The following is a 25,639-nucleotide window of genomic DNA, read 5'->3' as shown; positions in this document are numbered from 1 at the left end:
TGCCTATGAGCGAGATCCGCCTCGAACGCGAACCCGCGCCGGAACGCCTGGACCAATTGGGCGTATCCGGTTGGTCGATCTGGACCAAGGAGGTGTCGGATTTTCCCTGGCGTTACGAGGACTCGGAGACCTGCTACTTCCTGGAGGGCGACGTCACGGTCACGCCCGAGGGCGGCCCGCCGGTGCGCATGGGGCGCGGCGACCTGGTCACCTTCCCCGCCGGTATGGCCTGCCGTTGGCAGGTGCACGCGCCGGTGCGCAAGCATTACGTCTTTGGTGTCCCGACTGAGGGGTGCCGGTCATAGCCGCATCGTGTCCGGCAATGGGTGCCGGCGCATTGCGCTGCGCTTAATGCGCCCTACAGCCAAAGGCGCAGCGTTGCCGAGTAGATAGTAGGGTTAGAAGCGAAGCGTGTTGCCCGGCGGCGCCCACGACACCGCGCGGTCGAGGCGGAGGAGGGACTATCGGCGTAACAAGATCGCCGCCCAACGCGCCACGTTCAGCAGGCTGGCCAGCGACACCGCGACGTAGGTCAGCGCCGCGGCGCGCAGCACGCTCTGCACCGCCGCTTCCTGCTCCGGCTGGATGTAGCCGCCGCCGCGCAAAATGGGCAGGGCCTTGCCGAAGCTCGCGTCCCACTCCACCGGCAGGGTGACCAGGTGCACCAACGCCATGAAGGCGAGGCTTAGCAGCCCCGCCGCCACCAGCATCAGCCCCGCCCCCGGCGCCCGGGTGGCCAGCGCGATGACGGGTATGGCCACCATGGCCAGTGCCCCGAGCCGCTCCACCGGCCGGGCCAGTTGCACCATCCGGCTGCGCAGGTGCAGCATGCGGTCGCCGCTATGGTGCTGTAGGGCATGGCCGACCTCGTGCGCCGCAATGGCCACGGCGGTGAGCGATTTGCCGTCCAGGTGCTCGGGCAGCAGCCGCACCGCGCGTGCCTCGGGGTCGTAGTGGTCGCCGCGTGGGGTGGCTTCCACGCGCACGTCGTTCAGCCCGAAACGGTTCAGCAGATGCCGCGCCAGCTCACCGCCCGTGCCCGGTAGTTCCGGCAGCGGCGCGCTGTGGCGCCGCATCTGGTAACGCACCCACAGTTGCGGGCCGAATACCAGCGCCAGAATCAGCAGCAGGGGCAGGGCGATGTGCATCGACGGTCCTCATCAGAAGCTCATCTGGACGCCGACGGTGGTGTTGGCGATGTCCGTCCCGATCACGGTGTGGTCGGCGATGAGGCGCAGATTGTTCTGCAGCTGGTAGGTGAATCCGACGCTGCCGCTGCCGGCGATGTTGGAATCGCTGGCGGCGCCGATTTCGACCCGCTCGTAGGCGAGACCCAGTCGCGTCCGAATCGCCAGCTCCTCCCCGATCGGTAGCGCGTAGACGCCATAGCCGGCAAAGGTATCGTACGAGACCTCGAAGCCCCCGAGCTCCGGGTCGGACAGCGTGGTTGAGTACTCGGCCTCGAAAGCGACGTTGTCGCCGAACTGACGCAGTGGCATCCCGAGCGTGGCCACGGCGGAGAGTCCGTTGGACTCGGTGAACACGAAATCGGCGATACCGACCTGCAGGCTGCCGTAGAAGTCCTGCTGCGCCGCGGCGGGGGCGGCAGTGACCGCCATAGCCGCAAGGGCTGTGGCCGTGAAGATTCCTTTCTTCATCATGCTCTCCTTAGCGTGTGATTGCGCATAAGGATACGCAAGTGGCTGCTAACACACAAGAAACACGGAAGGAGGGCCGGCAGCGGCACGGCGCGCCGAGAAGCTAGAAGCGGTACTGCAGACCGATGGAGGTGTTGGTGATGTCGGTGCCGATCAAGGTGTGGTCGGCGACCAGCCGCAGACCGTCTTGCAGTTCGTATGCTAGGCCGAGGCTCAGACTGCCCGAAAGGCTGCTGTCGGCGATCTCATCCCCGAAGTCCACCCGCTTGTAGGTCATACCGATGCGCGTGCGCAGGTCGAGCTTGGGGCCGATGCCCAGCGCGTGTACCCCGTAACCGCCCGCTGTGGTGTACGAGATACCCCCGAACTGCGCGGTATCGGGGCGCCACAGGGTGCGCGTCATCTCGCCCTCGATGGCGAATTTCTCGCCGAGTTGCGGGAGCGCCAGGCCGACGGTGGCGACGGTGACGATGCCTTCCGAGTCCGCGAAGCTGTAGTCGGCGATGCCGAGTGAAATCCCGCCGTAGAAGGTATCCTGTGCCAAGGCGGGGCAGGCGAACGTGAGCGCCCCGGCCATGGCCAATATGATTCGCTTCAAACTTGCCTTCTCCTTGGCCCTGGGGAAGCGCACAAGGATAAGGAGGAGGGCGCGAAAGACCCGGACGTGGCTCCCAGTCCGGCGCGCGGCGCGAATTGGGTGGTGGTCGGAGGCGGCGGGTTCGCGGCGAGGAGAAGGTAATCGGGCGATCCCTCGCCCGCGGGGAACGGCTAGAAGCGGTACTGCACGCCCGCCGAGAGGTGGTTCACGTCCGAACTAATGCGGGTGTACTCGCCGACGATGCTGAGATTGGGGTTCACCGCGTAAAGGACACCGAAGCCGAAGCTCAGCTCGATGTCCGAGTCGGAGCCGGACATCGTGCTCACGACATCGCCCTCAAAGGATTCCGTCCACTCCACCTCATATTTGTGATAGAGCAGGCCTGCACGCGCCCGAAGGCTCAGCTGTTCATTCAGAGCATGTCTAAAGGCGCCATATCCGCCGATTGACCAATACGAGACCGAGAAAGTGTCCGTCCAAGGGCCATTACGGAACGTGACGTCCGGGTCAGAGAGCGTGGTCGTGAACTCGCCCTCGATGGAGAATCCAGGGGTAACGTCCGACCTGTCCTGACCGAGCGTGAGTATCAGTGCAGTCCCGTCGCTGAATCCGGACACGTCCGCGATACCCAACTGCGCCCCAAAATACGTTTCCTGCGCACCCGCGTGCAGAGAGAACGTTGCCCCAGCGGCGACCAACGCGGCCGCCAAAATCTTCTTCTTCATGATGTTCCTCGTGCGTTTTTTTTCGGAAAGGTGCCTCTGGTTATAAGAGGCGAGCGCGCCAGAGGCCTACGTGCTCACCTTGAGTAGCATGGCTTCGATCTGGTTGTCCTTGAGGCGCGAACGAATGGTTTCCAGGCGCTGCAGATCGCTGAGCGGACCCACTCGCACGCGGTGCCAGGTCTCGTCGTTGGCGGCACGTACCGTTTGGATGGTGGCCTCGACGCCGAGCAGGGCGAGGTTGGCCTTCAGGCGATCGGCTTCCTCGAACTGGCGGAACGCGCCCACTTGCAGGACGTAACTGCCCGGCGCCAGGCGGCCGGCTGGCGCGGAGGGTTGCAGCTCCTCGGGCTGGCGGGCGCGTGCGGTGGTCTCGGGCGCCTCGGTCTGGGTGGGGCGCGGGCGGCTATCGGGCGGCTCGACGCGCGTGGCCTCCATCTCCGGCAGGATGCGGTAGAAGTCGAAGCGCGGCTCCGAGGCCGGCGGTTCGGGGGCGGTCGGTGCGGGGCTCTTGCGCACGCCGCGCGCCTCCTGCGAGCCGCCGGCGGGTGCCTGCGCCGGTGTCTGCGTGGTCGTGGTCTCGGAGGCATTGCGCGGGCCGGTGCCCTGCAGATAAATCAGAAACGCCACGAACAGGCCGATCGCCAGGCCGGCGCTCAGCCACACCCAGCCCGGCGTTCCCGTGCGGGTGCGGCGGCTGGCAGGTTTCTTGGCGTAGTCTCGCGCCATGGTTCACATCGCCTCGGGTGCCGATACTCCCAGCAAACCCAACCCGTTGCGTATCACTTGCCGAGCCGCCAGGATCAAACAAAGGCGAGCGTGACGCAAGTCCGCATCATCCACCAGGAACTGGTGCGCGTTGTAGTAGGTGTGGAAGGCATTGGCGAGCTCGCGCAGGTAGTGCGCCAGCTGATGCGGCTCGTGCTGCAGCGCCGCGGCCTCCACCACCTCGGGATAGCGCGAGAGGGCGACGATCAGATCCTGCTCGTGCGTCTCGCCGAGGCGGCCGAGTTGGGTCAGGCCGCGCGCCTGGTCGAAGTCGAGCCCCTTCTCCTCGAGTTGGCGCAGCACGCTGTGGATGCGCGCGTGGGCGTACTGAATGTAGTACACCGGGTTGTCCGAACTCTGCGATTTGGCCAGATCGAGATCGAAGTCCAGGTGCTGCTCGCACTTGCGCATGACGTAGAAGAACCGTGCCGCGTCCTTGCCCACCTCGTCGCGTAGTTGGCGCAGGGTGACGAACTCGCCCGAGCGGGTGGACATCTGCGCGCGTTCGCCGCCGCGGTAGAGGATGGCGAACTGCACCAGCAGCACGTCCAGCTTGCTCGGGTCGCCGCCGAGCGCCTGCAGCGCGGCGCGCACGCGCGGCACGTAGCCGTGATGGTCGGCGCCCCAGACGTTGATGATCTGCTCGAAGCCGCGCTCGAGCTTGTCCATATGGTAGGCGATGTCGGACGCGAAGTAGGTGCGCTGACCGTTCTCGCGGATGACCACGCGATCCTTCTCGTCGCCGAAATCAGTCGAGCGGAACCACAGCGCGCCCTCGCGCTCGTACAGGTGCCCGGAGGCCTTGAGGCGCTCGATGGCGCGCTCCACCGCGCCGCGCTCGGTGAGCGAACGCTCGGAGAACCACTCCTGGTAGGTGACCCCGAACTCGGCGAGATCGTCGCGGATGTCGTCCAGGATCGCGTGCAGCCCGAAGTCGAACACGATGCGGTAGTGCTCGGCGCCGAGCAGCTGCTTGGCGCGCGCGATCACCGCGTCGATGTAGACCTCCTTGTCGCCGCCGGCCGGCTCGTCCGCGGGCAGTCCCTCCAGCACCTCGGCGACCGGGTGGCGCAGGCGCTCGCCCTCGACGCGGTGCAGGTCGCCGGCGATGTCGCGCACGTAGGCGCCTTTGTAGGCGTTGGCGGGAAAGGGCAGCGTCTCGCCGCAGCGCTCCAGATAGCGCAGCCACACGCTCGCGGCCAAGATGTCCATCTGCCGCCCGGCGTCGTTCACGTAATACTCGCGGTCCACCTCGAAGCCGACCGCCTCGAGCAGGTCGGCCACCGAGGCGCCGTAGGCCGCCCCGCGGCCGTGCCCCACGTGCAGCGGTCCGGTGGGGTTCGCCGAGACGAACTCGACCTGCACGCGGCGCTGCGCACCCACTTCGGAGCGGCCGAAGGCCGCGCCGACCTCGAGGATCTCGCCCACCGCCCGGTGCCATGCCGTGGGCGTCAGGTAGAAGTTGATGAACCCGGGTCCGGCGATCTCCACCTTCGCCACCTCATCGGAGGCGGGCAGGTGCGCCACCAGGAGCTCGGCCAGCTCGCGCGGCTTACGGCGCGCCACCCGCGCCAGGGTCATGGCGAGGTTGCTCGCGAAGTCGCCGTGTTGCTTGTCGCGCGCGCGCTCCAGGTGGATTTCGCGCGGCACGTCGGGCGGCAGCTCGCCCTGGTCGACGAGGGAGGAAAGGGACCGATCGAGCAGCTGTTGCAGGTGGGGTTTGAGCAAGGGTTCGTTCCGCGCGTGGATGATTTCGGGCGAGCGCCGATTCTACCAGTTGCGGCGGGTGGGAAACAGGCGACCGTCGCCGGTGGACGGTCGCCCAGGTCTATGTGCGGGCGGATCTCCTCGACTTAGTCGAGGTTCTCTAGGAGCTAGTCGAGGTTCTCGAGAAAAGGCTGGCAGCTCGAATAGGATGCGAACGGTTCGCCGTTCAGGTGGATATCGACGGCGCCGGTCGCATCCTCGCCATAGAGCACCTCCAGTACACTGCCCTGCGCACCGTCGGCCCGCACGATGCCGCCGAGCGGGCACGCCTCGTGCGCGTCGCCAGTGACCGGCGTGGGCGTCGCGAGATCCACGTACCCGCCGAGGGCGCTGCTCGCGGTGCGCATGCTGCGCACGGTGTTTTCCCAGTCGAGCAGGCCGCCCCACTGAGCAGTCCAGTTCTCGACAGTGATGCGTTCGGCGTCCTGAAAACCGGCAAACTCCTCGCCTAACTGCAGGACCAGTGTGCCGGCGAAGCGGTCGGTGGCCTGCCAGGTGTTGCTGTCCTCGTGCCACGCGAGTTCGAGCGTCCCGTTGCCGATCTGTGTGGGTCGCTCATCATGGAAGGTGATTTGCAGGTCCTCGTATACCACGGTTGCCGTGCCGTCCACGACACCGGGGGCCGTCTCATCCAGTTCGAGGTCGCGCAACTCGACCACGCCGTGCAGCACTTCGCCTTGCCCGTCGTCGCATTGGTCGTAGCGTATGCGCACGCCGGTCGAGGTCAGCGTGGCCTCGACCTCGCCGCCGACGTCACAGGGAATGGTGTTACTGACTTGCGCGCCGCCGAAGCCGATCGCGTGCCAGCGATCGAGCTGGCGCAGCGTGCGCTGGTGAACATCGAGGAACCAGGACGCACCGGCATCCGCGTTGACGTTGTCTTCGAGCAATTGCTCGGTCTCACCGCCCACTTGACCGTCGACCGATAAATGGTGGGCCGCGCCCGCGACACTTAGCGCATTGTCCGCGTCGATGAGCGCTGCTTCTTCGAAGATTTCCTCCCCGGGTAGCGGCGCCTCGCTCGCCAGGGCGGAATTGCCGCTAGTGGTGCCTCCGCCGCAGGCGTACAGGACGAAGGTGAACGGCAACACTACGCTCAAGCGAGTACGTCGAAAGGCGCCTTCCATGGCAAATCTACCTCCCTGGTGAGGGCGAATTTCGCCTCAGCATAGGTGAAGCATCCGCCCCTTGCGATAGGCATTTCACGCAGGAATTGCCGAGTTTTCGGTAGGTATTTGTTTCCTGGTGCTGCAGGCGGAGCGTCTTGCGGAGAGAGTGGCGTGCAAGTCCCGCGGCCACTCCGGAGTCCGTCGTCCGATCCATGCCGAGCCCCTGTTCAGGTCTCGGCGGGGTCGACGTCCAGCGACCAACGCACGCGCCGCGCGGCGGGCAGGGCTTCCAATTGTGGAATCAAATTGTTGAGCAATGCGTGCAGCGGGGTGCGCTGGGCCGCTTGCAGCAGGAGTTGGGCGCGGTAGCGGCCCGCGACGCGTTCGAGCGCGGCCGGCACGGGGCCGAGGGCGTAAACGCCGTCGCCGTCGGCAGCGTCGGCACGTTCGGCGGCCTGCTGCAGAAAGTCGTGCGCGGCGGCGCGCTGCGGGGCCTCGGCGCGCAGTAGCGCGAGGTGGCTGAACGGCGGCAGTTCGGCCTGCTCGCGCTCGGCGAGCGCTTGGTTGGCGAAGGCGCCGTAGCCGGCGCGCAGCAGGATCTGCAGCAGCGGATGGTCGGGGTGGCGGGTCTGAATGAGGAACTCCCCGGGGGCGTCGGCGCGCCCCGAGCGCCCGGCCACCTGCACGATGAGCTGGGCGAGGCGCTCGGCGGCACGAAAGTCCGTGCTGAACAGTCCCGCGTCGGCGTCGAGCACCGCTGCCAGCGTGACGTTGGGCAGATGGTGGCCCTTGGCGAGCATCTGGGTGCCGACCAGGATGCGCGGCCCATCCGCCGCGGCCTCGGCGAAGGCCTGTTCCAGGCTGCCCTTGCGGCGCATCGCGTCGCGGTCGATGCGCACCACCGGCACGTCGGGGAAGTGGGCTTGCAGCGCAGGTTCGAGCCGCTGTGTGCCATAGCCGACGGCGCGCAGGTCCACGCTGCCGCAACGCTGGCAGTGGTGCGGTACCGGCCGCTCGCTGCCGCAGTGGTGGCAGCGCAGGCGGCCGCTGCTGCGGTGCAGGGTGTAGCTCACGTCGCAGCGCGCGCACTCGCCCATCCAGCCGCAGTCGTGGCACAGGAGCAGCGGCGCGTAGCCGCGCCGGTTGAGGAACAATAGGGCCTGGCGGCCCGCGTTCAGGTGCCGCGCCAGCGCGTCCAGCAGCGGCGGCGACAGACCCTCCTCCAGCACCGCACGGCGAATGTCCAGCACGCGCGTGGTGGGCGGCTGGGCCGTGCCCGCCCGCTCGGGCAGCACGAGGTGGCGGTAACGTCCCACGCGCGCGTTGTGCAGGCTCTCCAGCGACGGGGTGGCCGAGCCCAGTACCACCGGTATGCCCAATTGGCGGCCGCGCCAGATGGCCAGATCGCGCGCCGAATAGCGGAAGCCGTCCTGCTGCTTGTACGAGGCGTCGTGCTCCTCGTCGATGATCAGCAGCCCCGGCCGCGCCAGCGGGACGAAAATGGCCGAGCGGGTGCCGATCAGCACGCCGGCGCGCCCCTCGCGTGCCGCCTGCCAGGCACTCAGCCGCTCGCCCTCGGCGAGCCCGGAATGCAACACGGCGATGGCGCAGCCGAGCCGGGCGCGAAAGCGCTGCACCAGCTGCGGGGTGAGCCCGATCTCGGGCACCAGCACCAGGGCCTGCTGCCCGCGCGCCACCGCGTCCTCGATGAGTCGCAGGTAGACCTCGGTCTTGCCGCTGCCGGTCACGCCGTCGAGCAGGTACACGCCAAACTGCTCGGCTTGCGCGCGCACCGCGGCCACGGCGGCGGCCTGCGCCTTGCCGAGCGGGGGGGCGTGCGCCGGTGTTCCACCCTGTAGGCAGCGCGCCGGGGCGGAGGCGGCCTCCGCCCAGCCCTTGTCCAGCAGCCGGCGCAGGGTGGGGCGCCAGTTCTCGAACTGCGCGTCCAGATCGGCCGCGGCGGCCGCGCCGCGGGCCAGCGCCTGCAACAGTGCCGCTTGTTTGGCCGCGCGGGCGGGCGGGTCGGCCAGCGCCGCGCGGCCGGCGTCCGTGAGCGCCCAGGCCTGCGGCGCGGGCACGCGCGGCGCCCGCGCCTGGCGCAGCAGGGGCGGCAGCGCGGTGGCCACCGCATCGCCGAGGGGGTGGTGGTAGTAGTCGGCGGCCCAGCGCAGCAGGGCCAGGACATCGGGCGGCACGAGCGGCGCGTCGTCCAGCACCGCCAGTGCGGGCCTCAGCCGCTCCGCCGGCACCTCGCTCTCGGCGACCCGCTCGAGCAGCAGCCCCACCACGCGCCGGCGCCCGAAGGGCACGTGCAGCCGCACGCCGGGCGCGAGTTGCTCCGCCGCCGCCCCTGGCGGTGGCAGGTAATCGAAGGTGCGCCGCAGGGGCGAGGGGATGGCGAGGCGCAAGATCGGGGCCGGCATGGGGGCGAATGTATCACGCCCCGAGGGCAAGGCGGCCCCGCGCGAGCGGGGCTGATTTGGCTAGGGAAGCTCAGAAAATTTCTAGGTGGAATGCCGTAAGTATATGTCCCGAGAGCCGTCGCCGTATTATCCACAAAACCTGTGGATAACTTTGTGGAACAATTGCGGGAAAGCCCGCGGAAGGCCCGTCCCGCCTAGCTTCCTGACACTTTGGCCAAAAAGTAGCCGCCCAAAAAACACCTTTCGTAACAATTACTTAATGATTATTAGCGGTTTCTGATGAAGTTCGGGTGTGCGCTGGGTCTCATTTCAGGCGGGAGCCCGGTAATTGTGTATAAGCGCAATCAGGGAAATCCCTAAAGAGGCTGCTGCTCGCCAAATCGTTGGCGCGTCGCGGTCGGTCGGGGCGGGGGGCGTGGCGCCACCGTCACAGGTTTGGCGGGGCTAGCGCTCAGCGTCCTCGGCGGGCGTAGGCGTGGGCAGATCGTCGAGGCTGCGCGCGTTCTTCTCCGCCCAGTAGGCCCGGATGCCATCGGGGCCCTTGCGCTCCGCCCAGCGCGGCAACACGTCCCGCTGGCCTTGATAGGCCATCAGTGGCACGCCGAAGCCACAGGAGGTCTGCACCCGCTGTACGTCGATGCGCACGATCTGGCGTTCGCCGGGCACGGGCGCGCCGAAGTGCGCGCGCAGGGCGCCCCATCGCGCGTCGCGAGGCGTGACGACCTCACCGCGACCGTATAGGCGCAGAATGCGCGGATCGCCTTCGAAAGCACAAAGCATCAGGGTGATGCGGCCGTTCTCGTGCAGGTGGGCGGCGGTCTCGTTGCCGCTGCCGGTCAGGTCGAGGAAGGCCACTTCGCGCGGGGCGAGCACGCGCAGCGTATCGAGCCCGCGCGGCGAGAGGTTGACGTGTTCGCCCGCGCGTGGCGCCGTGCCCACGAAGAACAGCGGCTGGGCGGCGATCCATTGCGCGAGGCGGGCGTCGATCTCGGGATAGGTCTTGGCCATAGCGGGTCTGCGGCAGTGGGACGACGGCCCGTGATGCGTTAGCTGATAGAATCCGGGCGAGGAGGCATTATGGCACGCACCCCTTACCGACCGGTACCCAACTTCGTTCGCGAGCGCTTCACCATCGCGATTCTGTGCGACGAGCGCCTGCAGCTGCATTGGCGTGACGAGGAAGGCGCGATGGCCCATGTCGCCGCGCTCCACCCGCGCGAGTTGGTCTCGCGCGACGGCATGGACTACCTCGCGGCGGAGACGGCCGAGGGGGAGTGCGTCGAGATCCGTCTGGACTTGATCGAGAACCTGCCGACGCCGGTGAAGTAGGCGGCAACCGAGGGGCGAACGGGGCCCTAGCCCCCGAGTCCCAGCCGATTGCGCAGCGTGCCGCCGATGCCGTGTGCCATGTGCGACCACTCGCGCGCGAGTTCGGGCGGGAGCTCCGCCTCCAGCGCAGCGTCGAACAGCGCCAGCCAGCGCTCGAGCAGCGCCGGCGTCACGCCCACGGGCCGGTGTACGCCCACCATGTCCACGTAATCCGGCCGGCTGCAGCGCCCGCCCATGGCCAGCCACCAGAACTGAATGACGCGCTGTTGATGCGCCTCGAAATCCGCGATCCGCGCGAACACCGGGCCCAGTTCCGGGTCGGCGTGCAGTCGTTCATAGAACGCGCGTACCACGGCCTCGACCCGCTCGGCGCCGATCTTGTCGCACAGTGGAATCAAGCGCCGTGGCGGCGCGCCCCCGCTCGCAGCGATCATGCCCGCCCCGGCCCGTGGTGCGCGAGCCGGTCGGCGCGGGTGGCGCGGCGCAGCAGGGGCGCGCTGTCGGCCGAGGCGTCGCGCACCGCATCGAAGCGATGCACGTGACCCTGCTGCAACAGGGCCTGTACGGCTTCGCCCGAGCGCGGACGGCTGAACAAAAAGCCCTGCCCTTCTTCGCAGTCCCGGCGGCGCAGGAACTCGCATTGCGCGTCGGTCTCCACGCCCTCGGCGATCACTTTCATGCTAAGCCCTTTGGCCATGGTGAGTATGGTATCCGTGATGGCCGCGTCGTCGCCGTCGTGCGGCAGCCCGCTGATGAATGACTTGTCGATCTTTAGATAGTGGATCGGGAACTGCTTGAGATAACTCAGCGACGAGTAGCCGGTGCCGAAGTCGTCGATCGCGATCTGCACGCCGGCGTCGGCCAGCTCCCGCAGGATGCGCCCGCCGTGATCGGCCGAGCGAATCATACAGCTTTCGGTGATCTCGAGCTTGAGCCACTCCGGGGCGAGGCCGGTCTCCTCCAGGATGTCCAGCACGCGCGCCACGAGCTTGGGCCGATGGAACTGCCGTGCGGAGAGATTCACCCCCATGGGTATCGGCGCAAGGCCCGCGTCCTGCCAAGCCTTGGCCTGGCGGCAGGCGGTGCGCAGCACCCAGTCGCCGGTGACGCGGATGATGCCGGTCTCCTCGGCCAGGGGGATGAAGCGCTCCGGGGCGACCAAGCCCAATGTGGGGTGACGCCAGCGCAGCAGGGCCTCCACCGAGTTGATGCGCCCGCTCCGCAGGTCGATGCAGGGTTGGTAATCGAGTTGGAATTCGCCGCGTTCCAGCGCCTGGTGCAGGTGCGAGGCCATCAAGAGGTGATCGAGCGCGCGCGCGTTCATCTCCGGCCGGTAGTGGCGGAACGTGCTGCGGCCCTGCTCCTTTGCGCGGTACATCGCAACGTCGGCGTTCTTGAGCAGCTCGTCGACATCGCGCCCGTCGCTCGGATAGCCGCTGATACCGATGCTCGCGGAGACGTACAGCACATGGCCCGCCACCGTGAACGGCTCGCTCAGGCTGTCGATCAAGGCCTGCGCCATCGCCCCCGCCTCGTGCGGCGGCAGACCGTTCAACAGGATGGCGAACTCGTCGCCGCCGAGGCGCGCGACGGTGTCGTGCTCGCGCACCCGCTCGGCGAAGCGCCGCGCGACCGCCTGCAACAGTGTGTCGCCGGCGGCGTGGCCCAGCGAGTCGTTCACCGCCTTGAAGCCGTCGAGGTCGATGTACAGCAGCGCCATCGGTCGCTTACGGGCGCGTCCCCGGTTGCCGGCCGCCGCCTCGGCGAAACGCTCCTGGAGCAGCAGCCGGTTGGGCAGTTCGGTCAGCGTGTCGTGGTGCGCCATGTAGGCCAGGCGCTGCTCGTCTTCCTTGCGCTGCGAAATGTCGGAGATCACCGCCACGTAATGACGCGCGCCCGAGGCCTCGTCGCAGACCGCGCTCACGCTCAGGGAGATCGGGAAGCGCCGCCCGCTCTTGTGGCGCGTCCACACCTCGCCCTGCCAGCGACCGCTGTTGCCGAGTTGCTGCCACATAGCCTCGGGCAAGCGGTCGCGCCGCCCCGTGTAGGCGAGCAGGCGCTGCCCGACCACATCCTCGGCCCTGTAGCCGGAGATGTCCGTGAACGCCTTGTTCACCGTGACCACGGCGCCGGCGCGGTCGGTGATCACCACGCCGTCGGCAGTGTTGGCAAGCGCGTTGGCCGCCAGGCGCAGCTTCTCCTCGGTGCGTTTGAGCGGCGTGATGTCGGACAGCGAAACCACACACCCGACGATCGCCCCCGCCTCGTCGCGCAGCGGCGCGGCGCTGACCAGCAAATGGCTCACCAGCGTGTCGAGGCCGCCGACGCGCGGGCGCATCATGCGCGCGTCGGCGCCGCGGATCAGGTTGCCGCTCAATACGTAGTCCAGCGCGAGCGAGCGCCCGCGCAGCGTGGAGCTGTCGAAGTGCAGGGGAAAGGCCGCCTCGAAGCGCTTGAACATCGGGCTGTAGCCGCAGAGTTCGTGCGCTTTGGCGCTGGCGCGGATGATGCGCCCCTCCGGATCGCACACCACCACCGCCTCCGCCGCCTGCTCGAGTATGGAGCGGGCCAGGCGCTCGGCGGCCAGCGCTTCCGAATGGCGCCGCTCGTGGCTGAGGTCGGTCACCACCAGGCACAGCGGCGCGCCCGGGTTCTCCAGGGGCGCGAACGACAGCCGCGCGTGTAACACGCTGCCGTCGCTGCGCCGTAGCATCGCCTCGGCGGTGTGCTCGGCCAAGGCAGCCTGCTCCAGCAGGTCGGCGGTCAGTTCCCGGTCCTGCACCAGATACTGATGCAGCGAGGAGCCACGCAACTGACTCACGCTGCGCCCGAGCATGGTGCACAGTCCGCGGTTGCAGTAGTGGAGGGTGCCGTCGATACCGAGCGAGGCGGCGCCTTCGCGCATGGTTTCAACGACGCGCTGGAAGAGGCCCGCGCCCGCCAGGGTTGCGTGGCCCTCGTTTGCTCGCAGCGGGGCGGATTCGAGACGCGGCGGGTTATGCATGGCGGCCGCCTCCCTGGCCGAGCGGTGGGCGGTGGCGGTGCGGCCGGGATGCAGTGCGCGTGCGGGGATCTTCGGCCATTGAATACCTCGTTCCTTGATTCTTCGCTACCGGCCCCGTCCTTCGCCGGCTGCACGGCAGCGGCGGTGGGCGCGGCGCATCGTTGCGCGGGCCGGTGCGCACTGCCGATGCCGTTATCGCCCGAGGAGCCCCCATGCGGAGCCCAAGTGGCGTTTAGTATCGGTGCCCGCGCCGCGTCGGTCGAGTCGTGGAATTCCCTTAGGTGATCACTGAGTTACCCGCGTGCAGCGCGCCCGCGAAGCCGGTTCGGGGCGGCTCGTTTAGACTGAGGCGAAGGGAGATGTGGACGATGGGGGCGACAATGGATTGGACGACGGTCGAGCAGGCGATCAGCCGGGCATCGGGTGCGCCATACACGATCCGCCGCCACCGCGCCGTGGGCGGTGGGTGTATCAACGCCGCTTGGCGCCTGGAAGGTGAGGATGGACGGCGCTACTTCGTCAAGACCAATGCCCCGGCGGAGACAGCGATGTTCGACGCCGAGGCGGCGGGCCTGGAGGACATGGCGCGTACCGAGAGCGTCCGGGTCCCGCGCGTGGTGTGCCAGGGCGCCGACACGCAGGCGAGTTTTCTGGTGCTGGAGTGGTTGGATCTGCGCGGCGCCGACGCGGCGGCCCTGCGCCGGCTCGGGGCAGCGCTGGCCGAGATGCACCGCGTGCGCCAGCCGTTCTTCGGCTGGCATCGGGACAACACCATCGGCTCCACACCGCAGCCCAATCCCCGCGCCGAGGCGTGGGTGCCCTTCTACGCCGAGCACCGGCTGGGCTTCCAGCTCGCGTTGGCGGCACGCAACGGCTACGCCGCACTGCGCGCCAAGGGCGAGCGCCTGATCGAGCATCTGCCGGTGTTCTTCGCCGACTACCATCCCTATCCGAGTCTGCTGCACGGCGACCTGTGGTCCGGCAATGCCGCGGCGGACGCGGACGGTCGGCCGGTGATCTTCGATCCCGCCTGCTATTACGGCGACCGCGAAGCGGATATCGCCATGACCGAACTGTTCGGCGGTTTCGGCGCCGACTTCCTGGCCGCCTACAATGAGGTGCTGCCGCTGGATGCCGGCTACGCCGTGCGGCGCACCCTGTACAACCTCTATCACATCCTTAACCACCTCAACCTGTTCGGCGGCGGCTACCGCTCCCAGGCCGAGCGCATGCTGGACACCCTGCTCGCCGAGCTGCGCGCGTAGCGATTTTCTTCAGCAGCAGCAGGTGCTTGCAGTGCCTGTCGACGTGGCGCGGCAGGCACCATGAACTACGCTAGAGGATGGGTCGCCGGTTCTTGTCGCGCGAGGCAGGGGCGGCGCTCCGCTCTTCGGCAAGCCCGCGAACGGACACCCGCCGCTCCCTGGCTTGCGGTTCGGCCGCGCGGAACGCCCCGCCGGGCGCCCCGCCGTTCCAGGGAGGATTGCGTCATGCGCAGCGGCGTCCTGGTTTCCCTTTTCTCTCTCCCCCTGCTGTTGATGAGTTCTGCCCTGCTTACCGCCGAGGAGCAGGAGCGGGACGTGCAGCGCGTCGAAGGCGAGATTCCCCCGCCGTGGGAGTCGCGCGCGATACCTGAATCGCAAGGCCGTGTGGTGGAGGTCGACGGCGAGCGCGTGCAGATGCGCTACCAGACCGGCGGTTTCGCGCGCGAGACCGGCAACTACGAGGATTACCCGACCCACGCCTACGAGACGGTCACGTTCCCGGGGCCGCGCAAGGTGGAGATGCCGGCGCTGGCGGGCGACGCGGAGCGCGGCCATGAGTTGTTCCGCTCGCGCGATCACGGCCCGTGCGTCGCGTGCCATCTGATCCCGGACCCCGAGGTCTGGCCGATGGGCAATGTAGGGCCGGACATGCGCACCTACGGCCATCGCGAGATGTCCGACGAGCAGATCTACCAGATCATTTACGATCCGCGCGCCGTGTTCGGCACCGACACGCCGATGCCCCCGCTCGGGCTGATCGGCGTGCTGAGCGAGCAGGAGATCGTCGATATCGTGACCTACCTGCAGCAGCTTACCGGCGATCCGCCCGGCACGCCGGAGGACGTGACCGACGACAAGCAGTGGAACCCGTTCACGCGCGACGTGGTGCGGCCCGACTACGGCGATCCGCTCGACCCGTTCGAGAATCCCGGGCTCTCGGTGACCGAGGACGTCGCGGTGCCGCTGTGGGACGCGCGCGGACCAAAGGGACAGTCGTGCGCCGATTGCCATGGGGCCCTCGGACCCGCGGACGAACTGCGCCCGCTCGGCGTGATCGCGACGCTGGAGGATGTGGGCGCACGCTACCCGCGCTGGTTCGACGACCACGAGCGCATGATGTCGGTCGAGGATTTCCTCGCGGTGCACTCGCCGCAGACCACCGGTCACGAGCTGCCCGCGCAGGGGCTGGAGAACATCACCATGTCGGTGCTGGTGCGCATGCAGGCCAACGGCCAGCCCTATCAGCTCGAGACCGATGACCCCAACGTGCAGGCGGCGATCGACCGGGGTGAGCAACTTTTCCACCGCCCGGTGGGCCAACGTCAGCACGCCTGCGCCGACTGCCATACCGAGCGCGGCGGAGCCGACAAGTTCCTGGGCGGACGCATGCTCGCCAACGTGAACGACGGCATGATCAACCATCCCTACTGGCGCACCAACGAGCAGGCCTTATGGGACATCCGCGTGCGCATGCAGTGGTGCATGACGCCGCTCGGCACCAATTACCTGCCGGGCGACTCACCCGAGTACGCTGATCTGGAGACCTACATCATTTCGAAGCAGCAGGGCATGGAGGTGCTGGTGCCGCGCCAAGCGCACTGAGGCGTCAGGAAGCGCGCGTAGCCAGGCGAGCGCGACCCGCGCCTACGTGGGGGCGTGAGCGCGGCCTCAGCCGCGTGACCAGGACCTCGGCGCCGGCCCGCCTGGCGGCCGAACGGCGTACCGGTACCCAAGCGGTGCTCAATAGAGCCGTGGCTCACCCTCGGGCCGGCGGCGAAAGCGCTTGTAGCTCCACCAATACTGCTCCGGCAGCGCGCGGATGCAGGCCTCGAGACCCGCATTCAGGGCCGCGGCGCCGACCGCGGCATCGCGCGCGCCCACCTCCGCCGGCGCGCGCTGGAAGCGCAGCCGCCAGCCGCGCCCCCAGGGCAGGCGCTCGGCGAACACGAACAGCAGCGGCGCGCCGGTCTTGGCCGCGAGTCGTCCGGGCAGCACCGGGGTGTTGGTCTGGATGCCGAAGAAAGGTGCGAACACGCCGGTGCCCTTGCCCGGGTTCTGGTCGGGCAAGAGCCCCACGATCTCCCCGCGGCGCAGGGCCTCGAGTTGACGGCGCACGCCGCTCGCGTCGCTCGGCACCAGCTTGGCGCCGAAGCGCTCGCGCGCGGTGAGCATCAGCGTGTCGAGCGCCTTGGAGCGTTGCGGGCGGAACATGCTGGTGATGGGGTAGTGGTGCGACAGCCACAGCCCCACCACCTCCCAATTGCCGAGATGCGGGGAGGCGAGGATCACCCCCTTGCCCTCGGCCAGCGCCGCGTCCAGTCGCTCGCGGCCCTCCACCGCGCGCACCTTGCCGAGCAGCGTCTCGCGCCCGGCGCGCCATACCCAGGGACATTCCAGCGCCACCTTCACCGTCTCCTGCAGGCTGCGGCGCATCAGCCGCCGGCGCGCGCGGCGCCCCATGCCAGGGAAGCACAGCCGCAGGTTGATGTCGCTGATGCGCCGATGGCCGTTGGGCAGCAGCGCGCCGAGCCAGCCGGCGGCGGCGCCCAGGCCCTGCAACAGCGACAGGGGCAGCAGCCCGGTGGCGCGCAACGCCGCGCGCGTGAGGGTGTCGTTCATTTGTAAAAGTCGGTCTCGCCGGGGGGGCGGGAGCGGAAGCGCTTGTAGCCCCATTGGTATTGTTCGGGCAGCGCGCGCACGCACGCCTCGACGCCGCGGTTCATCGCCGCCGCGGCGGCCTCGATATCCGCGTCGGGTGCGATCGCCACCGCCGGCGGCGTGAAACACAGCCGATAGCCGGCGCCGCGCGGCAGGCGCTCGGCGTAGGCGAACACCACCGCCGCGCCGGTACGATGCACCAGGCGCGGCAGCAGCACCATGGTCTTGGCCGGCACGCCGAAGAACGGCACGAACACCCCCGCCCCGCGGCGCGGGTCCTGGTCGGGCAGGATGGCCACAAGTTCGCCCCGCTTCAACGCGTGGGCCGCGGCGCGCACCCCGCGCGCATCGGCCGTGACCAGCCGCGCCCCCAGGCGCTCACGCCCGCCGCGCACAACCTCTTCGAGTTCGGGCACCTTCAGACTGCGATACAGGCTGGTCATCGGATAGCGGGGTGAGCAATACAGCCCCACGATCTCCCAGCAGCCGAGGTGCGGCACCGCCAGGAGCACGCCGCGCCCCGCGTCCATCGCCTGCTGCAGGTGTTCCTCGCCGCGCACCTCGCGCACCAACTCCAAAGCGCGCGCGCCCTCCCACAGCAGCAGCGGCGCCGCCTCGGCGCCCGCCTTACCGGTCTCGTACAGGCTGCGCCGCGCCAGGCGCCGGCGTTCGACCACCGGCAGCTCAGGCAGGCACAGGTCCACATTCACCCGCGCGGCCCGCTTCTGGCGGTTGGGGAAGGTGGCCAGACACCAGCCGCCGAACGCCCCCACCGCGTGCACGGCGCGCAAAGGCAGCCGGGCCAGGGCGCGCAGCGCCCAGCTGATCAGCCGCGCGCGCATCAGTGGGGCCGCCGTGCGGTTGCGGTTGCGGCGGCGCAGGGTTTGCTCCCTCCCCCGCACAGGCGGGGGAGGGCTGGGGAGCGGGCCGCGGCCCAGCCGCGGTGGCCGCGCAGGGTTTGCTCCCTCCCCCCCAAGGGCGGGGAAGGGCTGGGGAGGGGATCGCGGCGCAGCCGCGGTGAGACGCTAGAGATTCCCCCCTGCAGCAAGACGCTAAAGGCCCCCCGCTTGCGTGCGCAAGCGGCCCTCCCCCCAGCCCCCTCCCACGGGCGCGGGAGGGGGCGTTGGACGGCGCAGGGTTTGCTCCCTCCCCCGCACCGGCGGGGGAGGGCTGGGGAGGGGGCCGCGGCGCAGCCGCGGTGGCCGCGCAGGGTTTGCGCCCTCCCCCGCACGGGCGGGGAAGGGCTGGGGAGGGGGCCGCGGCGCAGCCGCGGGGGGATGTTCAAGCTCCGCATGCGCTGCTCCTTCATCGCGCGAGCAAGGGCTGCATGGCGGTGAGCAGGCTCTTGAACAGCCCGTGGTGGCGCGCCTCTTCCTGCGCCAGAAGACCTTTTATATGGGCGCGTTCGGTGGGCATGGCGAAGCAAGCGGGGCAGTTGTCGCCGATCACCGGCAGTCCGGCGTCGGCGGCGAAGGCGGCGGTCTGGCGCTCGCGCACGTAGGCCAGCGGGCGAATCACGCGCAGGTCGCCGGCGTCCACCGTGTAGTGCGCCTTCATGGTGCCGAGCTTGCCGCCGTGGAAGGCGGACATCAGAAAGCTCTCGGCCAGATCGTCGAGGTGCTGGGCGAGCGCCAGCACGTTGTAGCCGTGCTCGCGCGCCACGCGGTACATCGCGCCGCGCTTCATGCGCGCGCAATACGCGCAGAAGGAGTCGTTGCCCATGGTGTCGGCCGCGCGCTCGGCGATGTGCTGACGCTCGTAGAAGTACGGGATGCCGAGCGCCGCGACGTAGTCCTGCAGCGGCGAGGGGTCGAAACCGTCGATGCAGGGGTCGATGGTCACCACGCCCAGGCGAAAGCGCACCGGCGCGCGGCGCTGCAGGTGCGCGAGGATGTGCAGCAGCGCGAGCGAGTCCTTGCCACCGGACAGACCCAGCAGGATACTGTCGTCATCCCGAATCATGTCGAAATCGGCGATCGCGCGCCCCACCGGCCGCAGCAGGGCCTTGGGGGGTGTAATAGGGCGTGTTTCCATGGCCGGGCAAGTTTACCGCAACGGTCGGCGCGGGCGTATGCGCGCCGCCCCAATCCCTCGGGTCGGCGTATGAGCCAGCAGCAGACAGAGGTCCACAGCATCTCGGCGCAGGACGCTTACGACCTGATCCAGCGCAATCCCCGCACCGTGTTCGTCGACGTGCGCTCCACCATGGAGTACCTGTTCGTCGGACATCCGGTCGGAGCCGTGCATGTGTCATGGATTGACGAGCCCGATTGGGTGCACAATCCCAACTTCGTGAAGGAGATCCGCAAGCTGGTGCTGGGCGGACAGGCCTGCGAGGCGGAGGAGGAGTGCGTACCGATTCTGCTCATCTGCCGCAGCGGTAAGCGCTCGCTCGAGGCCGGCCGCGAGTTGTTGCGCCACGGCTTTCAGCACGTTTACAACGTGACCGAGGGCTTCGAGGGCGAGCTGGACGAGAACCACCAGCGCAGCACGATCAACGGCTGGCGCTTTCGCGGCCTACCGTGGGAGCAGTCTTAGCAGTCTGTTGAAGAACAGCCCGCTAACGCCAAGGTAGGAAGCCTTGCGCGCGGATCACGTTCACAGGCAGCGCGTACGCGCGCCGGACAAGCAGTCCATGTCGGTACCCAAGGACGGGTCTTCAGCAACCTGGACCTTTCGGGGGAAGTATGGAATCGGCGTTGAGAATCGTAGGTTGGATGTTGATGGTGGTCGGCTTCCTGGTGCTGTTGGCGGCGGCCGTAACCGCCGCGGGCGCGCCCGACGCGGTGCAATGGGGCACCATCGCCACCACCCTCGCGCTGAGCGGCGGGCTGTTCATCACCGGCCTGATCGTCGCCGGCCTCGGCAAGCTGGTGGCCCTGGCGCAGGAGCAGGTCGATCTCTTGCACGACATGCTCGACCGGCGCCTGCCGGCCCATGAGGTGGCCGTGGAGCCCGAAGCCGCTTACGAAGAGCAGCAGCCCGAGGAAGCGGTCGCGGAGCCGCTGCCGCCGCCCGGCCGTCGCCGCGAGCCGCGCATCGAGGTGCTGCCGCCGCTGGCCGGCTGAGACTCCCCGTCCGTTTTACGGGCGGTTTCGCCTTCCGCGTTGTTCCTTGCCCCGCCCGGGGCGCCGGGCGCCCGCGTGCTACAATCGCGCGTTTAACTTCAAGTTATTGCGCCCACTATGACCAGCCCGCTCGAACAAGCCCTTAAAGAACGCATCCTCATCCTGGACGGTGCCATGGGCACCATGATCCAGAGCTACAAGCTGGAGGAGGCGGACTACCGCGGCGAACGCTTCGCCGACTTCGGCCGCGACCTCAAGGGCAACAACGACTTGCTGGTGCTCACCCAGCCGCAGGTGATCCGCGACATCCACACCGCCTACCTGGAGGCGGGCGCGGACCTGCTCGAGACCAACACCTTCAACGCCACGCGCATCGCCATGGCCGACTACGCCATGGAGGACCTCGCCTACGAGATCAACGTGGCGGCGGCGCGCTTGGCGCGCGAGGCGGCCGACGCGGTTAGCGCGAAGACCCCGGACAAGCCGCGCTTCGTGATCGGCGTGCTGGGGCCGACCAACCGCACGGCGAGCATCTCGCCCGACGTGAACAACCCCGGCTACCGCAACGTCACCTTCGACGAGCTGGTGGCGGCCTACACCGAGTCCGCGCGCGGGCTGATCGAGGGCGGTGCCGACGCGCTCATGGTGGAGACCATCTTCGACACCCTGAACGCCAAGGCCGCGCTGTTCGCCATCGAGACGCTGTTCGAGGACACCGGCGCGCGCCTGCCGATCATGATCTCGGGCACCATCACCGACGCGAGCGGGCGCACGCTCTCGGGCCAGGTCACCGAGGCGTTCTGGAACTCGCTGCGCCACGTGCGCCCGCTCAGCATCGGCCTGAACTGCGCGCTGGGCGCCAAGGAGCTGCGCCAGTACGTGGAGGAGCTCTCGGGTATCGCCGACACCTACGTGTCGGCGCACCCCAACGCGGGCCTGCCCAACGCCTTCGGCGAGTACGACGAGTCGCCCGAGGCCATGGCGGCCGAGATCGCCGAGTGGGCGCAGAGCGGTTTCTTGAACATCATCGGCGGCTGCTGCGGCACCACCCCCGCGCACATCCGCGCCATCGCCGAGGCGGTGGCCAAGTTCCCGGCGCGCACCATCCCCGACATCGAGCCTCAGTGCCGCTTGTCGGGCCTGGAGCCGCTCAACATCGGCCCCGAGTCGTTGTTCGTGAACGTGGGCGAGCGCACCAACGTCACCGGCTCGGCGGTGTTCAAGCGCCTCATCCTGAACGGCGAGTTCGACAAGGCGCTGGATGTGGCGCGCCAGCAGGTGGAGAACGGCGCGCAGGTTATCGACATCAACATGGACGAGGGCATGCTCGACGGCGAGCAGGCCATGATCGAGTTCCTGAACCTCATCGCCAGCGAGCCGGACATCTCGCGCGTGCCTATCATGCTCGACTCCTCCAAGTGGAGCATCCTGGAGGCGGGCCTGAAGCGCATCCAGGGCAAGGGCGTGGTGAACTCCATCTCCATGAAGGAGGGCGAGGAGGAATTCATCCGCCAAGCGCGCCTGGTGCGCCGCTACGGCGCCGCCGTCATCGTCATGGCCTTCGACGAGCAGGGCCAGGCCGACACACTCAAGCGCAAGGTCGAGATCTGCGCGCGCTCGTACAAGCTCCTCACCGAGCAGGTGGGCTTTCCGGCCGAGGACATCATCTTCGACCCGAACATCTTCGCCATCGCCACCGGCATCGAAGAGCACAACAACTACGCCGTCGATTTCATCAATGCCACGCGCGAGATCAAAAAGGCGCTGCCGCACGCGCTGGTCTCCGGCGGCGTGTCCAACGTGTCGTTCTCCTTCCGCGGCAACGACGCCGTGCGCGAGGCCATCCACTCCGTGTTCCTGTATCACGCCATCCAGGCCGGCATGGACATGGGCATCGTCAACGCCGGCCAGCTCGCCGTGTACGACGAGCTCGAGCCCGAGCTGCGCGAGCTGGTGGAAGACGTGGTGCTGAACCGCCGCGACGACGCCACCGAGCGCCTGCTCGACGCCGCCGCGCGCTACAAGGGCGAGGGCGGCGCCGCCAAGACCGAGGACCTCGCCTGGCGCGAGTGGCCGGTGCAAAAGCGCCTGGAGCACGCGCTGGTGAAGGGCGTGGACACCTACGTGATCGACGACACCGAAGAGGCGCGCCAGCAGGTCGGCCACCCCATCGAGGTCATCGAAGGCCCGCTCATGGACGGCATGAACGTGGTCGGCGACCTGTTCGGCGCCGGCAAGATGTTCCTGCCCCAGGTGGTGAAGTCCGCGCGCGTGATGAAAAAGGCCGTCGCGCACCTCATCCCGTACATCGAGGCGCAAAAGGGCGAGCACGCCCGCGCCGTGGGCAAGATCGTCATGGCCACCGTGAAGGGCGACGTGCACGACATCGGCAAGAACATCGTCGGCGTGGTGCTTGCCTGCAACAACTTCGAGGTCATCGACCTCGGCGTCATGGTGCCCGCGCAAAAGATCCTCGACACCGCGCGCGAGAGCGGCGCGAACCTCATCGGCCTGTCGGGCCTTATCACCCCCTCGCTGGACGAGATGGCCCACGTCGCCAAAGAGATGCAGCGCCAAGGCTTCGAGCTACCGCTCTTGATCGGCGGCGCCACCACCTCGCGCGCCCACACCGCCGTGAAGATCGAGCCCCACTACGACCACCCCACCGTGTGGGTGAAAGACGCCTCGCGCGCCGTCGGCGTGGCCCAAAACCTCATCAGCCACGAGCACAAGGCCAGCTTCGTCGCCGGCATCAAGGCCGACTACGAAAAGGTGCGCGAACAACACGCCGGCCGCCAGCGCCACACCAAGTGGCTCAGCATCGAACAGGCCCGCGCCAACAAGGCCAAGATCACCTGGGAGGGCTACACCCCGCCCAAGCCCGCCGTCCTGGACGCGGCAGCGTCAAACGACGCCCCCGCTTCTAATTCCCTCCCCCTCACCGGTGGAGAGGGCCCCGCTTCTAATCCCCTCCCCCCCACTGGCGGGAAGGGCCAGGGAGGGGGGGCAGCGCGCGAAAGCGCGTACCCCGTCATCACGCGTGCCCAAGACACCGAAGCCGCCATCCTCCTCCGCTGGAACAACTACCCCCTGGCCGAGCTGGCCCAGTACATCGACTGGACCCCCTTCTTCCACGCCTGGGAGATGCGCGGCAGCTACCCCAAGATCCTCGACGACGAAGCCCTCGGCGCCGAGGCGAAGAAGCTCTTCGACGACGCCCAGGCGATGCTCAAGCGCCTCATAGCCGAGCGCTGGCTCACCGCGCGCGCCGTCATCGGCCTATTCCCCGCCAACAGCGTGGGCGACGACGACATCGAGCTTTATAAAGACGACGCCCGCACCCAGGTCCACATGACCCTGCACCACCTGCGCCAGCAGCAGGAAAAGCCGCCCGGCCGCCCCAACCAATGCCTGGCCGACTTCGTCGCCCCCAAGGAGACGGGCCTGCCCGACTACATGGGCGCCTTCGCCTGCACCGCCGGCGAGGGCATCGACGAACACGTCAAGCGCTTCGAAGCCGACCACGACGACTACAGCGCCATCCTGCTCAAGGCCCTCGCCGACCGCCTCGCCGAGGCCTTCGCAGAACGCCTGCACGAGCGCCTGCGCAAAGAATTCTGGGCCTACGCCAAGGACGAGGCGCTCGACAACGACGCCCTCATCCGCGAGGAATACAAAGGCATCCGCCCCGCCCCCGGCTACCCCGCCTGCCCGGACCACACCGAAAAGGCGCTCTTGTGGCAGCTCATCCAGCCTGATGCAAACGCAGGTATCACCATCACCGACCACTACGCCATGGTCCCCACCGCCGCCGTCAGCGGCTGGTACTTCGCCCACCCCGAGTCCAAGTACTTCGCGGTCGGCAAGATCAACCGGGATCAGGTGGAGAGCTACGCCGAGCGCAAAGGGATGACGCTGGAGGAGGCGGAGCGGTGGTTGGCGCCTGCGTTGGGATATGACGTCTAGCTAGAGGCAGTGTTTGTCGCGCGACCAGCCGAACAGTGCGGTATTCGAACCTGCCCCTGACATTCACTGCAACGGCATCGACATCCCGGGCAAACCACAACAGAACGCTTACATCGAGCGCTACAACCGCACGGTGCGTGACGACTGGCTCGCCCAGCACCTCTTCGACACGCTGGATGAGGTGCGCGAGTATGCGACCCACTGGCTTGGGACCTACATCAATGAACGGCCCAATATGGGCGTGGGAAGTATCACCCCGAAGAAAAAATGGCCTTAGCGGCCTAGTCTACTTCTGGACGTTGCCAAGAACGGGGAGGATTACCCTTCCACCCGCGAGCCACTAAGTCGCGGGCCTGAATGCCAAGATGTGAGAGGCCTCGGCGCGCGCAAGAGCCTCAAGCCTGGAAAGGTCAACATCGAAACGAATATTCGAGATGGGATCGTTCTCCACGATAGTCGGTACTGGGAGCATACTCGCGTGGAATAACATAAATGAGTCCGCTTCCGGAAAAGGAAGAAGCCGCAAATCGCTACGATATATGTCGCGGCCACCCTTAATCACGCATACGCGGAAGAAATTACCACGCAGTTCCGGATCGGTGATCTTTTCGGCGATACGATCCATCAATTCGCCAACGGTCAAGCCGCCGTGCTGCTCGACGAGGCGAAGGGAAAAGACGTAGGCTTCATAACCTCCTACTGGCCTTAGTTGCTCAAGCGAAAAATGATGCTTTGGCACATGTGACAGTGTCGTCTTGACATCAAGGACATAACGAGTTGTGACGAAATCGTATTTCGCGAGCTTTTTCGAACTCCAACACTTTACTGCGGCTTCGACATCGGAGGAACACTCTATCGCGAAAAGCTCGCCCCAAAGTCCGACAACATCACGCGCGTCGAGAGAAAGCTGACTGAACAGCGACGCGATTTCCAGAACATTCTCGGCGATTACTGCATTCGTGCTTGGAGGTGGCGCAACACAGAACCTCTCTTCGAGAATGCGCAGGAAGAGCCGAACGATATCTACATCAGCATCTTTAAGTCGGATGATCGAATAGCAGCCCTCATGCGCCGCCCCATCCGCAGCCTGGATGGCACATAATCGCGAAAACTCCACATCTACGGACCGGAGGGCGATGTCCGAGCGAATATCGTCAGGTCTGGCCGGGAGTAGAAGTGCAGGATACCTCTTCTCGTCAATGCCTAACCAACGCACATCATTCGCTCCCAACGGGAGACCAAATATCTGGCCCTCCCGCTGAGGCACATTATCGCAAAGGCTAATATAAAGGTCAGAAAGCATA

Annotated in this window: 22 protein-coding genes and 1 pseudogene; 8 read left to right on the top strand and 15 right to left on the bottom strand. The window is 67.7% G+C overall.

All coding sequences use genetic code 11. From position 1 onward, the window contains the following. The first annotated feature begins 5 nt into the window (after positions 1 to 5). On the top strand, positions 6 to 305 hold the full coding sequence (locus HUS23_06145; GenBank protein ID QKT03413.1) for a cupin domain-containing protein: 300 nt from the start codon (positions 6 to 8) through the stop codon (positions 303 to 305). A 156-nt stretch (positions 306 to 461) separates the two neighbouring features. On the opposite strand, the gene HUS23_06140 is transcribed toward HUS23_06145, so the two are convergent. The 9 genes from HUS23_06140 to HUS23_06100 form a co-directional block, all read right to left on the bottom strand. Continuing rightward, positions 462 to 1,148, bottom strand: a complete 687-nt coding sequence (locus HUS23_06140) for a zinc metallopeptidase (protein QKT03412.1) — start codon at positions 1,146 to 1,148, stop codon at positions 462 to 464. 12 nt (positions 1,149 to 1,160) lie between these two features. Beyond that, positions 1,161 to 1,661 (bottom strand): outer membrane beta-barrel protein, encoded by a 501-nt coding sequence (locus HUS23_06135; protein ID QKT03411.1) that lies wholly within the window; start codon positions 1,659 to 1,661, stop codon positions 1,161 to 1,163. Between the two features lie 100 nt (positions 1,662 to 1,761). Beyond that, positions 1,762 to 2,256 carry an outer membrane beta-barrel protein gene (locus HUS23_06130; protein ID QKT03410.1) on the bottom strand — a complete coding sequence of 165 codons (495 nt, stop codon included), beginning with the start codon at positions 2,254 to 2,256 and terminating at the stop codon, positions 1,762 to 1,764. A 170-nt stretch (positions 2,257 to 2,426) separates the two neighbouring features. Further along, positions 2,427 to 2,981: a porin family protein gene (locus HUS23_06125; GenBank protein ID QKT03409.1), complete on the bottom strand. Its 555-nt coding sequence runs from the start codon at positions 2,979 to 2,981 to the stop codon at positions 2,427 to 2,429. 66 nt (positions 2,982 to 3,047) lie between these two features. After that, positions 3,048 to 3,707: an SPOR domain-containing protein gene (locus tag HUS23_06120; GenBank protein QKT03408.1), complete on the bottom strand. Its 660-nt coding sequence runs from the start codon at positions 3,705 to 3,707 to the stop codon at positions 3,048 to 3,050. A 3-nt stretch (positions 3,708 to 3,710) separates the two neighbouring features. Then, positions 3,711 to 5,474, bottom strand: coding sequence for an arginine--tRNA ligase (locus tag HUS23_06115; GenBank protein ID QKT03407.1), 1,764 nt, complete (start codon positions 5,472 to 5,474; stop codon positions 3,711 to 3,713). A gap of 146 nt (positions 5,475 to 5,620) precedes the next feature. Continuing rightward, entirely contained in the window at positions 5,621 to 6,640 is a 1,020-nt protein-coding gene (locus HUS23_06110; protein QKT03406.1) for a hypothetical protein, read from the bottom strand. A 209-nt stretch (positions 6,641 to 6,849) separates the two neighbouring features. Next, positions 6,850 to 9,045 carry a primosomal protein N' gene (locus HUS23_06105; GenBank protein ID QKT03405.1) on the bottom strand — a complete coding sequence of 732 codons (2,196 nt, stop codon included), beginning with the start codon at positions 9,043 to 9,045 and terminating at the stop codon, positions 6,850 to 6,852. A gap of 444 nt (positions 9,046 to 9,489) precedes the next feature. Further along, entirely contained in the window at positions 9,490 to 10,053 is a 564-nt protein-coding gene (locus tag HUS23_06100) for a pyridoxamine 5'-phosphate oxidase family protein (GenBank protein ID QKT03404.1), read from the bottom strand. A 69-nt stretch (positions 10,054 to 10,122) separates the two neighbouring features. Between HUS23_06100 and HUS23_06095 the strand changes: the two genes are divergently transcribed. Further along, positions 10,123 to 10,374, top strand: coding sequence for a hypothetical protein (locus HUS23_06095; protein QKT03403.1), 252 nt, complete (start codon positions 10,123 to 10,125; stop codon positions 10,372 to 10,374). 26 nt (positions 10,375 to 10,400) lie between these two features. Here the strand turns inward: HUS23_06095 and HUS23_06090 are convergent, their stop codons facing one another. Further along, positions 10,401 to 10,808 (bottom strand): group III truncated hemoglobin, encoded by a 408-nt coding sequence (locus HUS23_06090; GenBank protein ID QKT03402.1) that lies wholly within the window; start codon positions 10,806 to 10,808, stop codon positions 10,401 to 10,403. Next, entirely contained in the window at positions 10,805 to 13,378 is a 2,574-nt protein-coding gene (locus HUS23_06085) for an EAL domain-containing protein (GenBank protein ID QKT03401.1), read from the bottom strand. The genes HUS23_06090 and HUS23_06085 overlap by 4 nt, the downstream gene beginning before the upstream one ends. A 380-nt stretch (positions 13,379 to 13,758) precedes the next feature. On the opposite strand from HUS23_06085, the gene HUS23_06080 reads away from it, so the two are divergent. Next, positions 13,759 to 14,643, top strand: a complete 885-nt coding sequence (locus HUS23_06080; protein QKT03400.1) for a fructosamine kinase family protein — start codon at positions 13,759 to 13,761, stop codon at positions 14,641 to 14,643. A 225-nt stretch (positions 14,644 to 14,868) separates the two neighbouring features. Continuing rightward, complete coding sequence (gene soxA, locus HUS23_06075; GenBank protein ID QKT03399.1) at positions 14,869 to 16,245, top strand: sulfur oxidation c-type cytochrome SoxA; 1,377 nt, start codon at positions 14,869 to 14,871, stop codon at positions 16,243 to 16,245. Positions 16,246 to 16,383: 138 nt separating this feature from the next. Here soxA and HUS23_06070 read toward each other — a convergent pair whose 3' ends face one another. From HUS23_06070 to HUS23_06060, 3 genes are all read right to left on the bottom strand, one after another. Beyond that, positions 16,384 to 17,262 (bottom strand): lysophospholipid acyltransferase family protein, encoded by an 879-nt coding sequence (locus HUS23_06070; protein QKT03398.1) that lies wholly within the window; start codon positions 17,260 to 17,262, stop codon positions 16,384 to 16,386. After that, positions 17,259 to 18,143, bottom strand: a complete 885-nt coding sequence (locus HUS23_06065; protein QKT03397.1) for a lysophospholipid acyltransferase family protein — start codon at positions 18,141 to 18,143, stop codon at positions 17,259 to 17,261. Before HUS23_06065 ends, HUS23_06070 begins: the two co-directional genes overlap by 4 nt. Positions 18,144 to 18,606: 463 nt before the next feature. Continuing rightward, positions 18,607 to 19,335 carry a tRNA 2-thiocytidine biosynthesis protein TtcA gene (locus HUS23_06060; protein ID QKT03396.1) on the bottom strand — a complete coding sequence of 243 codons (729 nt, stop codon included), beginning with the start codon at positions 19,333 to 19,335 and terminating at the stop codon, positions 18,607 to 18,609. A gap of 69 nt (positions 19,336 to 19,404) precedes the next feature. Between HUS23_06060 and HUS23_06055 the strand changes: the two genes are divergently transcribed. From HUS23_06055 to HUS23_06040, 4 genes and pseudogenes are all read left to right on the top strand, one after another. After that, positions 19,405 to 19,839: a rhodanese-like domain-containing protein gene (locus HUS23_06055; GenBank protein QKT03395.1), complete on the top strand. Its 435-nt coding sequence runs from the start codon at positions 19,405 to 19,407 to the stop codon at positions 19,837 to 19,839. Positions 19,840 to 20,000: 161 nt separating this feature from the next. Next, positions 20,001 to 20,369, top strand: coding sequence for a hypothetical protein (locus HUS23_06050; GenBank protein QKT03394.1), 369 nt, complete (start codon positions 20,001 to 20,003; stop codon positions 20,367 to 20,369). Between the two features lie 117 nt (positions 20,370 to 20,486). Then, positions 20,487 to 24,335 (top strand): methionine synthase, encoded by a 3,849-nt coding sequence (gene metH, locus HUS23_06045; protein QKT03393.1) that lies wholly within the window; start codon positions 20,487 to 20,489, stop codon positions 24,333 to 24,335. Positions 24,336 to 24,420: 85 nt separating this feature from the next. Beyond that, positions 24,421 to 24,612: pseudogene (locus HUS23_06040) on the top strand (transposase). A gap of 63 nt (positions 24,613 to 24,675) precedes the next feature. On the opposite strand, the gene HUS23_06035 reads toward HUS23_06040, so the two are convergent. Then, positions 24,676 to 25,638, bottom strand: a complete 963-nt coding sequence (locus HUS23_06035) for a PD-(D/E)XK motif protein (protein ID QKT03392.1) — start codon at positions 25,636 to 25,638, stop codon at positions 24,676 to 24,678. Between the last annotated feature and the right edge of the window lies 1 nt (position 25,639).

The organism is Ectothiorhodospiraceae bacterium 2226, assembly GCA_013348725.1.
GTDB lineage: Bacteria > Pseudomonadota > Gammaproteobacteria.
The sequence above is the reverse complement of the archived record's forward strand: the minus strand, read 5'-3'. Positions and strand labels throughout refer to the sequence as shown.